Source organism: Reticulibacter mediterranei, assembly GCF_016587455.1.
Genome location: NZ_BNJK01000001.1, coordinates 598,204 through 612,231 on the forward strand (window position 1 = coordinate 598,204; position 14,028 = coordinate 612,231).

The window sequence follows — 14,028 nt, forward strand, 5'->3', positions numbered from 1 at the left end:
ATCGATGCAGGTCTGTTGGCTTTGGGCGAGCAGATCGAGATTGATCCTCCAGCCGTTTCCACTGCGGGCAAGAAAATAGAATGGTGCCTTTTTGTCAGACGATATGCATCAGACACAGTAGGGATGACACTTTTTCCAGATTGACTTCGCTTTCCTCCTTGCCCAGGCTGATAGGCTGGTTTGCGGTTCGACCTTTGGGTGTAGTATACTTCTGCGTGTTGGGGATTGGGGGTGGATGAAATACCCAACGGCAAGGTAAGAAAACGATGCCTAAACCATTAGTCCATGCGCTCATCTGGTCACACGAGCACAAACACTACACCTTCTATAGCCACGGCCAACCCGAGCAGGATTTTCTTCCAGAAGACCTGTCGGCATTTGCTCGCTGGTTGGACGGACACACCGCTTTTGCCTTTGAGGGGCAAGCGGGAAGGATCTCGGTCCTCAAAGAAGCCCGCTCCCGTGGAAGCGGCTATTGGTATGCCTATCGCACGCACCATCGCCGCACCCGCAAACGCTATCTGGGACGGACGCAGACCCTCTCGCTGGCTCGCTTAGAGGAGACTGCCAGGGTGCTCTGGCCCGAACAGCAACCTGCGCGCGCGATTTCCCAGGGAATAGCGCTCCTTTCCAGCAAGCTCTCCCCACCGCGCTTGCCGACTGTGCTGGTGGTGCGCGAGCACTTGCTTGCAGCCCTCAATGCGGCGCTTGCCACCAGGCTCTCCCTGGTCTCCGCGCCGGCAGGCTTTGGCAAAACGACGTTGCTGGCGACCTGGGCGAGTCGGTGTCGTGTCCAGGTTGCCTGGCTCTCGCTGGACGACCTGGACACGACACCGACTCGCTTCTGGGTCGCGCTTATCACAGCCCTGCGCCATTGTCCCAGCTTTCCCCTGAGCTTTGGCGCAAGTCCGATAGCGCTGCTGCAATCCCCCCAGCCACCACCACTGTCCACCGTGCTCACGGCGTTGCTCCAGGAACTGGAAGGCGGCGAGGGGCATGCTGCCCCCATTGTGTTGATTGTGGACGATTACCAGGTAATCGACGATCCAGCCATTCACGATGGCATGTGTTTCTTCCTGGAGCATCTACCTGTGCATGTTCATCTGATCCTCTCTAGCCGTGTAGACCCGGAGTTGCCTCTTGCACGCCTACGGGTGCGCAGGCACCTGACCGAGATCCGTGCGGACGAACTACGCTTTGCAGAGGGGGAGGCGAGCCAATATCTGGGCCAGTTGCTCTCCCCTCCACTCTCGGAAGAAGAGGTGCGCGGACTGGTGAGCCGGACCGAGGGCTGGATCGCTGGCTTGCATCTGGCCGCGCTTACCTTGCAGAAACGCGCAGATCGCGCGGCCTATCTTGAGGCGTTGACCGGCAGCCAGCGCTATCTCCTGGACTACGTGCAAGAGGAGATCCTGGGCCGTCTGCCTGAGAGCGTGCGCGACTTTTTGCTTCACAGCGCCATCCTCTCGCACCTGGATGCTACCGCGTGCCAGGCCGTGACCGCTGCACCCACAGGAGCAACCAGCCAACAGATGCTCATGTTCCTGGAGCGGGCCAACCTCTTTGTCGTGCCTCTGGATGAGGAGCGGCACACCTATCGGCTGCACGATCTCTTCCGCGAAGCCCTGCTCTCCGTTCTCCACACCACGCAACCAGAGCTGGTGCCGATCTTGCACCAGAGGGCCGCTGCCTTTTATGAGGCCCAGGAGCAATGGTACGAGGCCATTCCCCATGCGCTTACCGGAGCTTCCTACTCCATGGCAGCGCGATTGATGGAGCAAACCGTCGAGCAGTTCTGGCTGCGTGGGGAGGCCGAGACGATAGCGCGTTGGGTGCTCACGCTGCCCCAACCGCTCGTGCACGAGCACGCTCGCCTGCTGCTCACGACCGCCCTCTACCTACTCAATACAGTCACACAGACGACCCGCGAGCAGCGGGCCAGGGTCTACCAGCAGGCGCAGCAACTCATGGCGCGGGTCGAGAGTGCCTTGCCGTTCCATGGGGACGAATGCAACCACCTGACCGTAGCCACCCGTACAGGTGCGGGCGCCGTTCTTCCCACCGAAGCTCGGGGGACCTCGCTGCATCGGCGTCTGCACCTGTTACACGCGGAGATGGCTTGGTATGAAGCGATGGCCACCTGGGAGTATGGGCGTTTAAGCGCTCTGTATCAGGAGATCCAGGAGCTTGACCAGGATGAAGAGATCATCTGGCAAATCTTCCCGCTCCTCTGCCGTTTCCTCCACGATTATTGGGACCGGCAAGAGGGAGCGGTGCTTGTGCCGCAACTGCTCTCCGCAAAGCAGCGGGTGAGCCAATCGGCAAGCCTCTATGCAATCACCAGGGTCAGGGAATGGTTGGCGCTCACGCAGGTAGAGGCAGGACGCCTGCGCCTGGCCTATCAGGAGAGCCTGGATACCCTCGACCTAGTCGAACAGATCGCGGGCTATGCCCCGCTGAAAGGATTTCTCCAGATCTGCCTGGCACTTGTGTTCTACCAATGGAACCGTCTGGAGGAAGTACACAGCTTGCTGTCCACAATCGTGCAGGACGCCACAGCCTGGCCGCATCTGAATGTGCTCGGAATGGGATATGCCTGCTTGATACAGGTCGAACTCGCCAGGGGTGAGTGGTCACTCGCCGAGCTGGCGCTGCATGAGCTGGCACAGTTGGTAGAGCGCGAACGCTATTGGACCTACTCAGACTGGCTATTGACGTTGCGAGCGCAGTGGTGGCTGGCACAAGGACAGCTCAAGGAGGCGTCCGACTGGGCGAGTGGTGTCCTTTTTCCAGAGGGGCCATGGGACAGGAACCTGTATGATGCCTTTCCGATCGTGATCCGCGTGTATTTCGCGAAACTTCGCTTTCGGGAGGCATTGAACTTGCTGGAACGCTGGAGCGGACACCTGGATCGGCCGGCCAATGTCAGGATCACCATAACGTATCTGGCTCAGTTGCTGGTAGCGCTGCACCAGGTAGGCCAACACACGCAGGTACGCGTGGTCGCGGAGCGCCTCTTTGCTCTCACAGAGCCAGAAGGCTACCTGCGCGTGTACCTGGATGAAGGCGAACCGATGAAGGAGGCGCTCCAGACGCTGTTCACCCCACATTCCCAGCAACACGAGTGGGCAGTCTCTCCCACAGCTTCCATCGCAAAGTTGCTCGCTGCCTTCGAGCAGGAGCAGTCAGGCACGAGCAGATTGCGAGATGGGACAATCACATCCGAGCCTGCGCTTTCCTCGGCTTGGCAGCCATACCCAAAGGGCACACAGTCGGTCATCTCCTCTGCGCCAGGGATTTCATTCACCCGACGCGAACAGGAAGTCCTGCGCTTGTTGGCAGTCGGAGCCTCCAATCAAGACATTGCTCAGACCCTGGTGATTTCTCTGGACACCGTCAAGAAACATGTCAGTCATCTGCTCGGCAAGCTGGGAGCGAGCAGCCGCACACAGGCAGTGGCCCTGGCGCGTGCCCGCTCGCTGCTCTAGCCCCCCGTTCTCCCCAACAGGTCGTCTTCCAGCCTTTCAAAACTCCTCCTTTTCTTCCTCTTTTGAGGGCTGTGTTGGAGGGCACTCCCTTTTATACTCTCCAAGAGAACAGAGCACTCCACTTAGACAGAGGAGAAGATTGGTGTACTACCGCATTCGTATCCAGGGATGTCTGGACCCATCCTGGCAAGACCAGTTTGGGGGATTTATACATCGAGCAGCAGGAGGCTGGCACCACGCTGCTCTCAGGAGCGCTACCGGATCAATCAGCGCTCTATCGGGTGCTCTTACAGCTCATCCAGCTTGGTCTGGTGCTGCTCTCGCTTGAAACGAGCCAGGCGGAAGGTGCGTGAGCAGGCACGAGATAGCCCATGAAAGACAAAGGATATGCGCGTGACTCCGAGGGGTCATGGCGATTGAAGCACTCAGACGAAGGAGAAAATCAATGAGCAATTTAGAGAGTATTGTTGATCGCTTCGAGATCGAGGCGCTGCGCGGCGAGTTTACTGACGCAGTGATGATGCGTGATCCCGACCGCCTGGCGTCGCTGTTCACCGAGGACGGTGTGTGGCGGATACCCCCCATCGTCGAACTCACTGGCCAGGAGCAGATCCGCGCTGGAAGCAAGCGGTTGCAGGGGCAGTGGGACTACTTCGTACAAACTACGCATCCAGGCACTATCCAAATGGAAGGCTCCACCGCGATCGGCAGAGCCTACATCTGTGAGCTCGCGCGCCTGCGCGACGGCAGGTCCGGGCTGAACTACGCTGTGTACCACGACCGCTATCAGCGCACTGAGAACGGCTGGAAGTTCGCCGAGCGCGTCTACGAGGTCAGATACCTTGATACCACACCGCTTGCAGGCTCGGCACCCCAGGTAGCGATGTAGGATAGGCGTTTTTTCAGGAGGAAACAATGACCGTTGAAGACTACAAGAAAAACGATGAAGCCGAAATTAAAAGGGTCATCGAGAGGGGAGTCGAGGCGATTTGCGCGAAGGACCTCGATAGGGTGATGTCCATGTACGCGCCTGACCTTGTGTCGTTCGACATCGTACCCCCGCTGCAATATGTGGGAGCAGATGCATACAGGAAACATTGGGGAGAGGCGCTCTCGTCGTTCCCAGGTTCGATCAACTATGAAATTGCTGATCTATCCATCACGGTGGGCGATGACGTGGCATTCGCCCACAGCTTCAACCGGCTGAGCGCAGCTATGGATAACGGGCAAAAGATTGGGAACTGGTTACGTTGGACCGCTTGCTTTCAGAAGATCAACGGTAAGTGGCTGATCGCGCATATGCAGGCTTCGGTGCCTGTCGATTTGATGACGGGCAAAGCGGTGCTCGACCTCAAGCCATAGCCATTATTGAAGAGACGTTTTGAGATGAATCTGATCACCTGTGGACCTTTCTTCTGTCGATGAGCGCTTCTCTCAGCAACGAGAAGATCGTCCAGATGAGGTGAGAGGAAATAACTCATCAACAGAGTCATCAGCAACCTTCCATCAGGTTCATCTCAAAATGGACAAAAGGCAAGAAAGGTGTGATAGATATGCAGCACGGAACCTTCTCTTTTGAAGGTCTGCAAGCCTTTGCACAGCAGAAAAATGACTTCAGAGAGAAGATTGAGCGACTTGGAGCTGCACGTGCGGAATACAGCACGTATGGGGGAACGCATGTACGTATCAATTCATTTTTTTGATGATAGCATCCTTTTTTTACTGCTTCTCTTATGGATCATTACTGGATCTCTGGTTTTTCTTCTTCCCAAGCGGGTGTCCTCCAGGAGACGACGGTTGGGGATACGGAGATGTTTCGTCTGGTTGGGATTATCTGAACTGCTTGTTGTGATAAAGTTGGGGACCCTCGTTTCTAAATGGGTCTTCTTTGGCTGGATTTTTGCTCAGGACAGAATGCTTCTTGATTTCCCATTGTTAGCTCTTCCAGCCCTCTCTGTTCTCCTTTTCTCGTTTCCGTTCCTGAGCAGCATGGCACAGAGCCTCCCGAGAGATGGAGAGTCACCTGCCAAGCAGGATGCTACTGCACCGGCGTTGCGGATACCGGCACTGATAACTGTTGTTGGCGTTGCGCTCGACACCTACCTTACCCTTATCTATACCGATCCTGGGTATTTGCCTCTTTTCCTGATTGTATTCGCTCTCTTTTGTTTTGTTCTTTGGTTCTGGCAGACCCGCCGGAAAAAAACCTCGGTTATGCCTGTAGACAACAGTCGCAGGAGAGGCCTGATACGGACCATTCCGGTACTGGCAACGGCTCTGCTAGCTCCAACCGCCTGGTATCTCTGGTCGATGCAGGCAAGTCGTCTGCCTGACCGTATTCCTATGATGGGCGACATGACAGATAGCATGGTAGGCAATATGATGGGTCAACAGAGCCAGCAAAAAATGATCAGCGTCACTGAATTGACGGGTCCCAAGAGCGGTGAGCCAGACCAGCGTTTTACACTGACGGCTCAGGAGACACAGGTACAATTAAGCTCTGGTGCCATAGTCAATGCCTGGACCTTTAATGGACAGGTTCCCGGTCCGCAATTGCAAGTTCATCAGGGGGATATGGTCGAGGTAAAACTGATAAACAAGCTTTCCAGGGAAGGAGTGACGCTCCACTGGCATGGGCTGGATGTCCCCAATGCGGAAGACGGAGTTGCAGGGGTAACTCAAAATGCCGTTCAGCCGGGAGGGAGCTTTACCTATCGTTTTGTCGTAAAGAATCAGCCAGGAACATATTGGTATCATTCACATCAAGCGTCTCAAGAATCAGTAGAGAAGGGGCTTTTTGGAGCGTTGATCGTTCTCCCACAAAACGATTCATTCACTGGAAAGGATATCCCGGTTATTGCTCATAGCTGGCCAACGAAGAAGGGAAGCACTCAGCAAGCATTTGATACGTTCGATACGTTAAAACAGCTGAGCGTGCAACCGGGGACTCCTGTTCGGTTACGCCTGATCAATACGGATAGTCTCCCGATCAATTTTGCCCTCTCTGGAACTCCCTTTAAAGTCATTGCTATCGATGGGGCTGACCTGAATGCTCCTACAGAGCTGACCAAACAACGGCTTCTGGTCGCCGCTGGTGGGCGGTATGATATTCAATTTACGATGCCAGATACGGCAGTATCTCTCGATTGGCTTCAAAAGAGTTCGAAAGTCAGTTTCCTCCTGAGTCAGGATGCAACGGCGAGCGCACCTGCACTGGCAGATGGACCCGTCTTCAATCCAGCCACATATGGAAGTCCACTGAAGACGCCATTGAGTCTGTCAAGTCGCTTTGACAAGGAATTCACGTTAGTCCTTGACGACATGTATGGCTTTTATGATGGCAACATGGCATCTCTCTGGCCCATCAATGGCAAAGTGTTTCCCAATACACCGATGCTGATGGTGCGGGAAGGAGATCTGGTCAAAGTGAGCTTTGTCAACCGAAGCTGGATGGATCATCCAATGCATCTGCATGGACACCATATGTTGGTGCTTAGCTACAATGGGTGGCCTGTCACGGGAAGTCCCTGGTGGGTTGATACGCTCAACATCGCTCCGGGAGAAAGCTATGAAGTCACTTTTCGTGCCGATAACCCGGGGATATGGATGGACCACTGTCATAATCTCAATCATGCAGCGGCTGGGATGATCCTTCACCTGGGGTATGAAGGGGTTTACAGCCCCTTTGAGGTTGGTAGTGGAACTGTAAATCAGCCAGAATGAAGCCTGGCGTGCTGGATCTGCCGCTCTCAATACAGTTTGAATGCGCACAAGTCTCTGGCCGCACGGTCAGACAGAACACAACAAGAAATGGACAGATTGATGACAACATATTCACATACTCAACCTTCGGTGATCATTGTGGGCGGCGGCCTATCGGGCCTTTCCGCCGCCGCCTATCTGGCGCGAGCCGGTCATGGCGTGATGCTTTTTGAGAAGTCCAGTACTCCTGGCGGACGTGCGAGAACCCGCGAGCAGAACGGTTTCTTTTTCAATCAGGGAGCGCATGCGTTTCGTCTGCATGGATCAGGTGACCAGGTGATGAGCGAACTTGGCGTCTCCTATAGTAGCACTCCCCAGTCCAAGCCCTCAGGGGCCTCCATGCTTGCAGATGGGAAGCTCTATCCCATGCCAGTTGGAGCAGGATTTCTCTTGGGGACAGGTTTCTTGACAGACGCCGCCGAAGCAGAATTGACGCGCGTGCTTGGTCTTCTCAAACACCTGCTGCGCCTCCTTTTCACTAGACGCAATTGCCACCGAGGATTCCGATGTATCATGTCGCTAGTGTTCTATTTCGTGCTGATGTGGCATGTGATCGTGTTGTTCATGCTCATGTTCATCGTCGTGATCATGGCAATGTTGTTCAGGACGTGCGTCTAACTGGCAGTAGAGGCCGTTCACTGAGCAATACTCGTCTTGATGGGCATGGTGTTCAAATTGGATGGTGGAGTGGGCAATCTTGTATCTGCTTTTGAGCAACGTTTCAATGTTGCGTAGGATTACCGAACTCTCGCTCGTCAATTGATTATCAATCAAGGTGTGGCATGAGAGAGCATACATGTCGCTGGTGATGCTCCATACGTGTAGATCATGCACATCTTGTACCCCCTCGATACGTCGCATATCCTGAACCAGGGCATGCATATTCAGCGCCTTTGGGGTGGCCTCAAGCAGAATGTCAGTTGTTTCACGGAGAAGACGCCAGGCCCCCCAGGCAATGAGGGCGGCAATCGCCACGGAAAGCAGCGGATCGGCAGGGGTCCACCCTGTGATGAGAATGATAATGCCAGCGAGAATAACAGCGACCGAGGCTCCTACATCTCCAAAGACATGGAGTGCCGCTGCCCGCATATTGAGATTCTCTTTCTCTTTCTGAAGGCCAAAGCCAATATAGAGGTTGACCCCGATACCAATGGCGGCTGAAAGGAACATGACCCCGGGTTGGATGGGTTCGGGATGTTGGAAGCGCTGCACGGCCTCCCAGAGAATGGCGACGGTGATCAGAATCAGCGTGATCGCATTAATCTGGGCGGCGAGAATACCAACACGATGATAGCCAAAGGTTTTGCGGGCATTGGCTGGTCGTTCTGCCTGAGCGGTGGCAAACCAGGCCAGTCCGAGTGCAAACAGATCGGTAACCACATGTCCAGCGTCAGAGAGTAGGGCCAGTGAGTTGGCAAGCAGTCCTCCCACCAGTTCCGCTGCCAGGATAAAGAAGGTCAAAAAGAATGCGAGACGCAATGTGTTCTTTGCCATGCCATGAGTATGATTGTGTTTATGCTGTCCACCACTCATAGAACAGAAATCCCCTTTTCATTTTCTTAAGGAAGCGTACTCATCAAGCAGGGCTTGTTTTCCCAGGTCAACCCGATCCTTATCTGCATCTTTTATCTGACAACAGTCTGTCTGTTGTGCTCCCTGAAATGCTGTGGATTCAGTTTCTTCTTCTGATACGAAGTCCATACCATTCTTTTTCATTGCGACAATGATTAAAAGATTAAGCAATGAATAAATTATAAGGCACGGCAGAGAGATCTTGCAACCGTAGATGAAAGTTTCTCTTTGCCCGACAAGAAACACCGTATCGATGTTTCTTATGTCAGATGCGGAGCGGTTTTCCCAGGACATGCGTCTCAATGCTCATGCCTGGTGCGTGACGCTGCGGATCATCCAGACTTTCGGGTAATTCGCATAGATGGCCAGGATCTGGGAAAACTGCTCCAGATCTGGTATACTGGCTATAAGAGTTGTAAATAATGTGCATCATCGTGGTGATGCTTCTCATGGTGGGGTACGAATAGTTGCACTCCTTCTCCGACAGACATACAGCCAGAGAAGGCAGATCTATTTTCAGGTTCCGGCGCGGGTTCTGAGCATTGGACGAAAGAGGGATCTTCTCACACGGAGCCCGCATCCGAGATCATCGGCAAGGTAAACCAGAACGTCGAGCCTTCTCCTGGTGTGCTCTCCACGCCGACTTCGCCATGATGTTGGGCGATGAGCGTCTGACAGATATAGAGGCCCAAACCTAATCCTTTCCCCACATCACTCGATTGAATGCGGGTGCTTTTCACCTGGTGATAGCGCTGCCAGATATCCCTCTGGGCTTCTGGCGTGAGACCCGGCCCCTGATCGCGCATCCAGACGCGAGCCAGGTTCTTCTGGAGCGTCAGGCCAATGACGACGGGCAGACTCGGGCTCGAATACCGCAGGGCATTGGTCACATAGTTCGTGAGCACCTGGCGAAGACGGTCCGAATCTGCCAGCACGGTGACCGTTATCTGCTCTGGCAAGATGAGCTGCAACATGCGCTCGGGAACCGCCAGGCGCAGATCCTCAACCGTTGTCTTGACCAGGCTGCTCAAGTCACAGCGTTGCACCTCCACTTTCAGCGTGTTCGCCTGAATCCGAGCAAGATCCAGCAGATCATTGATGAAACGGGTTTGGATGTCGACCTGTCGCACTGCATGGGCAAGATGTTCGGAGAGCGTTTCAAGAAAGGAGCGCATCTTGGGATCGAGGTGGGGCCGCGTCGCGAGCAGGCGCTGCTCCTTGCGTTGCAATAATTGAAACGTGCCTTTAAGGGTCGTCACTGGTGTTTTCAACTCATGACCTGTCATGCCCAAAAAGAACTGCATTTGCCGCCCCATCTCCTTCTGGGCAGTCAGATCCAGAGCAAAGGCGAGAATTAACGAAGAGGAGGCATGTTCTGGGTGCATGAGGGTTCCCCCGACCAGGAGGGGAACCTGCTTGCCCGCTTTTGTGCGATAGACCGTTTCGAAGGGCGGATATGTGCCAGTCGCGAGCAGTTCTGCTCTGGCTTGTCTACTACGGCTTGTCGTAGTTCATCAGCCAGGTGACACCGAACTGGTCGGTGCAGTGGGCGATGATGGCACCCCAGCCGCTGTCGGCCGGCGCAAACATCTCTTTGCCGCCGTCTACCAGCTTGGCGTAGAAATTTCGCAGTTGTTCCTCACTGTCACAATTGAGCACCAGACTGTAACCATTACCGCGCTCCAACCCGGCCTGATCGCTTTGGAGGTCGCTACCCATAAAGTGAATACCGCCGGCTTGGAAGTCCAGGTGTATAACGCGCTCGTTCTCAAACTGCACCTCGGCATCACCACCGAACACATCCTTGTAAAACGTGATGGCCTCCTGGCCATTCTTCGCGAAATTGATGTACGGTACAATGTTTGCCATAGTCTTTCCTCCTCTGTTTCAAAGGTATTTCTCATCGAAAAGCCAATGGGTTCTTCAAGAGACATTCTGCCCAGGCACACCAAATCCGGTAAACAATCTTTTATCGTGAGAATCTACATACAACACTTTTCCAAACATAACTTTAGTTTCTCCCTGTTCCTACCGCAGAGAAGAGAGAACATTAGCCCAAGCATAACTTTAGATACTTTCTGTTCCTGCTCCGATACTGTTGTAAAATTGCTCACGCGCATGGGAGGAATGCGTGCTCATGACGTGGGAAGTTCGGTCTCTTTGACGGAGCAATCCCATGTCGTGCCGGCCCATGCAATGTGCAAATTTCCTCCTATGCGCGTGAGCAATTTTACAGAGAGGCATAGTTTCTTCTCTCCCCATTCACCTGAAAAATAAGACATTCCAAAGGGTCGATCTTCGTAACGTTCATCTCACAAACGTTTCTCTTTCAGTGGCTCTGGTTGTTTCTCCATCTCTCCTGGGTCGATATCTTGCACACTGATGGACCCAATTCATGCTCATCGCCTTTGACGGTCTCAAAGCATAATGCATCTTGCCAAACCTCAAGACAATTCACTATACTCATGAGAAGTATGGATGTTCTCAAGGTGAGCCTAGCATATGAGGATTTGGTACGCTATGTCTATTCACCCTATCGATGGCTATACGTCTGGGAATCGGCTCCAACTGCACTATCGTTGTTGGTCTGCCCCTTCTTCCGATCCGCATCTCCCTCCGATTCTATTGTTGCACGGATTGGCCTCGGCAGCCTCTATCTGGAATCTTGTCGCCCCGCTGTTGGCAGAGCAAGGCTATCGTGTGATTGCCCTTGATCAGCGAGGGCATGGCGAAAGCGACAAACCGGGAACTGGCTATGACTTTACCAGTATCGTTGAAGATGATCACATCGCCATGAAAATGCTTGGCCTCGAACGCCCCATTGTGGTTGGACATTCCTGGGGAGCAGCAGTCGCCTTGCAGTATGCTGCTGTTCATGTTGACAACGTGACGGCTCTGGTGCTCGTAGATGGAGCCACCAATCAACTGTCCTTGCGTCCCAACTGGTCGCGGGAGCAAGCGATCCAAGCCCTGGCCCCGCCACGTTTCGCTGGGACGCCACGAGAGACCTTCCTCTCTTATTATCGTCGTGGTCCTCTTGGAAAACAATGGACTACCGAACTCGAAGAGAGTATCTTGCAGATCGTACACCTGCGTGAAGACGATACCGTCGCACCACGCCTGGAGTTTGAGCATCATCTGCAAATTATTGGAGCCATGTGGGATCAACCCCTTTTTGATCTCTACCGCCAAGTGCGCTGCTCACTGAAACTCATCGTCGCTGAACAGCGACCCACCAATGACACACAGACCACGTTTTTGCAGATGCGTCGTGAGGGGATCGAGCAGATTCAAGCGCTTCGGCCAGATATCCATATCGTGTGGATGCCTGATACCATTCATGATATTCCTTTCCACCGTCCTGCCCACCTCGCCCAGGAGATCCTCTCGCCATAAGCTCTTTTGCTCCACCTGCTGGGGATTTGCCTTCTTTCTCGCAGTGAAAGGGCGAGGCATTCCTCGACCGGGAGGTGATAGTCGTTGTGCTGATGGTTGTCCCACCAGGTGCCGTTCGAGTCACAAAAGGCCATGTCCAGGACGGTAGCTTCTGGTGGGACCATGATAGTGGCGTGCCAACTGCCGTCGCGTGAGCGACACATCACCGTATCGGTGGTGCCTCTCCAATCGTTATGGCCCCAATGGATCGTGATGCATTGCGCCGCGGCCAGGGACAGCCCATCATAGATGATGATAGCGGGCTGACCACGAACAAGGAAAGGGGGAAAGCTGGCAACGGTGAAGGGTTCCTGAAGCTCAGCAACGTGAGAAGGAATGGACTGATCCAGGGAGTCAACATACGAAAGCAGCAGGCGAGACGAAAGTCTGTAGCCGCCATCAACATTATGCAGCAAGCCGGACTCTGCTGCCTGCTCCAGTACGGAAAGTAGATCCCAGGGCAACACGCCCGAGAGCAGGAGAAAGAGCCGGAGCAGCAAAGGTTGGGGCAACCATGCCGGGCCAACGCGAAGGCAGGCAGGCAAGCAGATCAGGAGCCCAATAGGTTGCAGCATGACAACCAGCCAGAGGAACAGTGCAAAGAACAACGCTTGGCTGAGTAGTGTTTGAGGCTGGCTGGGGAGGGAGAAGAGGGGAATGCCCACAAACACTCCAGTGTACAGCCCCAAGAGCAACACATTCGCCAGCCAGAGAAGCAAACCATGCCAGACCGATTGAGTATCTTCATCGGAAGAGAGGGGGAAGCCTGAAAACACCTGTTCCCAGCAAGGAAAGAAGAGCGCAATAGGTAGCCCCATAAGTACTACGGAGCAGAGGATGAAGATCCACCCAAGGAGGGGAGAGCCACCATAAGTATAGGCAGTAGCTCCTCCGACGGCTATCCCCAGGCACAGCCCTCCAAATAGGCTCCAGGAGATCACACCCTTCGAGAGACTTCGCTGCCAGGGAATCACCCCCTCTGGCCGCAAGCCCTTGCCTAGCCTGAAAAGAAGAAGCCCGCACAGCGCGCCAAAAAGCAGCCCGCAGATTACCCCGAACGACGGGGAAACAGGTTTTCCTCCCCAGAGAGAGGCAGCGAGCACACAGGCCGGTCCAAAAAGCAAGCCACTGCTCAATCCGACGAGCAGCCGGAGACTCCAGCGATACAGGTGCTGGTAAGGGACGCTGAGCCAGGTGGATTGCAGATCCTCGGCGGAGAACACCAGAGATCGCCGCTTCGCCACAGGGCTTTCCAGTTCTCCGCTCAAAGGGGTGCAGGGTCTCCCTGCCGGGGTCTGGGGTGTCCCCAGTTTCCTTCCCTCCTTCGCGCGCCGCCTGCGGCGGCGCGCAAAAGAGAAGAAAAAAGGTTTTTGCGGGGACACCCCGCACCCCGGCAGAGGGCGGCAGCCCTCTGCACTCCCGCAAGATGGGAGAATTGGAAAGCCCTGCGCTTCGCCAACCCATCCTTGACAGGATCATCTCTCTCCCTGTATAGTAGTTAAGTATTCACTCGTTTAGGAGGTTTTGACATCTATGCCAGTGTGCTGCTAACTCCATCCTGTTTCCTGTCCAAACAGTGAAACGGACGTTCCCATTCTTGCTTCCATATATCGCGTGTCTCTCGTTCCGCGCATGAGCACTCAGCCATTCTGTGCCTGATTTCTGCTCGGCGGCCCCTCTGGCAAAGCCTGCACGAGACGGTGGATAGCGATAACGCAAGCAGCGAGATGGTGCGAGAGAGATATGGAAAAGCACGCGGCAAAGAGGTGTC

13 protein-coding genes are annotated in these 14,028 nt (G+C 54.5%); 7 read left to right on the top strand and 6 right to left on the bottom strand.

What is annotated here, in order from left to right:
- The first annotated feature begins 266 nt into the window (after positions 1-266).
- The 6 genes from K3T83_RS02895 to K3T83_RS02920 all read left to right on the top strand — a co-directional run bounded on the left by K3T83_RS02895 (position 267) and on the right by K3T83_RS02920 (position 7,868).
- Positions 267-3,488, top strand: coding sequence for a winged helix-turn-helix domain-containing protein (locus K3T83_RS02895; RefSeq protein ID WP_220201474.1), 3,222 nt, complete (start codon positions 267-269; stop codon positions 3,486-3,488).
- Positions 3,489-3,685: 197 nt separating this feature from the next.
- Complete coding sequence (locus K3T83_RS02900) at positions 3,686-3,841, top strand: DUF8691 family protein (protein WP_308441655.1); 156 nt, start codon at positions 3,686-3,688, stop codon at positions 3,839-3,841.
- Positions 3,842-3,933: 92 nt separating this feature from the next.
- The gene (locus tag K3T83_RS02905) at positions 3,934-4,377 is read left to right on the top strand and encodes a YybH family protein (RefSeq protein ID WP_220201475.1); all 444 of its coding nucleotides are present in this window, start codon (positions 3,934-3,936) and stop codon (positions 4,375-4,377) included.
- A gap of 26 nt (positions 4,378-4,403) precedes the next feature.
- Positions 4,404-4,850 carry a YybH family protein gene (locus tag K3T83_RS02910; protein ID WP_220201476.1) on the top strand — a complete coding sequence of 149 codons (447 nt, stop codon included), beginning with the start codon at positions 4,404-4,406 and terminating at the stop codon, positions 4,848-4,850.
- A gap of 435 nt (positions 4,851-5,285) precedes the next feature.
- A complete protein-coding gene (locus K3T83_RS02915) occupies positions 5,286-7,211 on the top strand; it encodes a multicopper oxidase family protein (RefSeq protein WP_220201477.1) in 1,926 nt (641 codons plus the stop codon).
- A 99-nt stretch (positions 7,212-7,310) separates the two neighbouring features.
- Complete coding sequence (locus K3T83_RS02920; RefSeq protein WP_220201478.1) at positions 7,311-7,868, top strand: FAD-dependent oxidoreductase; 558 nt, start codon at positions 7,311-7,313, stop codon at positions 7,866-7,868.
- Here K3T83_RS02920 and K3T83_RS02925 read toward each other — a convergent pair.
- From K3T83_RS02925 to K3T83_RS02945, 5 genes are all read right to left on the bottom strand, one after another.
- A complete protein-coding gene (locus K3T83_RS02925) occupies positions 7,770-8,783 on the bottom strand; it encodes a cation diffusion facilitator family transporter (RefSeq protein WP_220201479.1) in 1,014 nt (337 codons plus the stop codon). The genes K3T83_RS02920 and K3T83_RS02925 overlap by 99 nt on opposite strands.
- A gap of 18 nt (positions 8,784-8,801) precedes the next feature.
- The gene (locus K3T83_RS02930) at positions 8,802-9,116 is read right to left on the bottom strand and encodes a hypothetical protein (RefSeq protein ID WP_220201480.1); all 315 of its coding nucleotides are present in this window, start codon (positions 9,114-9,116) and stop codon (positions 8,802-8,804) included.
- The gene (locus K3T83_RS02935) at positions 9,088-9,255 is read right to left on the bottom strand and encodes a hypothetical protein (protein ID WP_220201481.1); all 168 of its coding nucleotides are present in this window, start codon (positions 9,253-9,255) and stop codon (positions 9,088-9,090) included. Before K3T83_RS02935 ends, K3T83_RS02930 begins: the two co-directional genes overlap by 29 nt.
- A gap of 130 nt (positions 9,256-9,385) precedes the next feature.
- A complete protein-coding gene (locus K3T83_RS02940) occupies positions 9,386-10,207 on the bottom strand; it encodes a sensor histidine kinase (RefSeq protein ID WP_236064801.1) in 822 nt (273 codons plus the stop codon).
- A 109-nt stretch (positions 10,208-10,316) separates the two neighbouring features.
- Positions 10,317-10,691 carry a VOC family protein gene (locus tag K3T83_RS02945; protein WP_220201482.1) on the bottom strand — a complete coding sequence of 125 codons (375 nt, stop codon included), beginning with the start codon at positions 10,689-10,691 and terminating at the stop codon, positions 10,317-10,319.
- A gap of 651 nt (positions 10,692-11,342) precedes the next feature.
- Here K3T83_RS02945 and K3T83_RS02950 point away from each other — a divergent pair.
- Positions 11,343-12,218 (top strand): alpha/beta fold hydrolase, encoded by an 876-nt coding sequence (locus K3T83_RS02950; RefSeq protein WP_220201483.1) that lies wholly within the window; start codon positions 11,343-11,345, stop codon positions 12,216-12,218.
- Here the strand turns inward: K3T83_RS02950 and K3T83_RS02955 are convergent.
- Positions 12,161-13,639: a carbohydrate-binding protein gene (locus K3T83_RS02955; RefSeq protein ID WP_220201484.1), complete on the bottom strand. Its 1,479-nt coding sequence runs from the start codon at positions 13,637-13,639 to the stop codon at positions 12,161-12,163. The two genes, K3T83_RS02950 and K3T83_RS02955, sit on opposite strands and share 58 nt — an antisense overlap.
- Positions 13,640-14,028 lie beyond the last annotated feature (389 nt).

Excerpts from the sequence above, each read along its gene's own strand:
- K3T83_RS02895 (WP_220201474.1), top strand. The coding sequence starts at position 267 with ATGCCTAAACCATTAGTCCATGCGCTCATCTGGTCACACGAGCACAAA.
- K3T83_RS02905 (WP_220201475.1), top strand. The coding sequence starts at position 3,934 with ATGAGCAATTTAGAGAGTATTGTTGATCGCTTCGAGATCGAGGCGCTG.
- K3T83_RS02910 (WP_220201476.1), top strand. The coding sequence starts at position 4,404 with ATGACCGTTGAAGACTACAAGAAAAACGATGAAGCCGAAATTAAAAGG.
- K3T83_RS02920 (WP_220201478.1), top strand. The coding sequence starts at position 7,311 with ATGACAACATATTCACATACTCAACCTTCGGTGATCATTGTGGGCGGC.
- K3T83_RS02925 (WP_220201479.1), bottom strand. The coding sequence starts at position 8,783 with ATGAGTGGTGGACAGCATAAACACAATCATACTCATGGCATGGCAAAG.
- K3T83_RS02930 (WP_220201480.1), bottom strand. The coding sequence starts at position 9,116 with ATGTCCTGGGAAAACCGCTCCGCATCTGACATAAGAAACATCGATACG.
- K3T83_RS02935 (WP_220201481.1), bottom strand. The coding sequence starts at position 9,255 with ATGATGCACATTATTTACAACTCTTATAGCCAGTATACCAGATCTGGA.
- K3T83_RS02940 (WP_236064801.1), bottom strand. The coding sequence starts at position 10,207 with ATGCACCCAGAACATGCCTCCTCTTCGTTAATTCTCGCCTTTGCTCTG.
- K3T83_RS02945 (WP_220201482.1), bottom strand. The coding sequence starts at position 10,691 with ATGGCAAACATTGTACCGTACATCAATTTCGCGAAGAATGGCCAGGAG.
- K3T83_RS02950 (WP_220201483.1), top strand. The coding sequence starts at position 11,343 with ATGTCTATTCACCCTATCGATGGCTATACGTCTGGGAATCGGCTCCAA.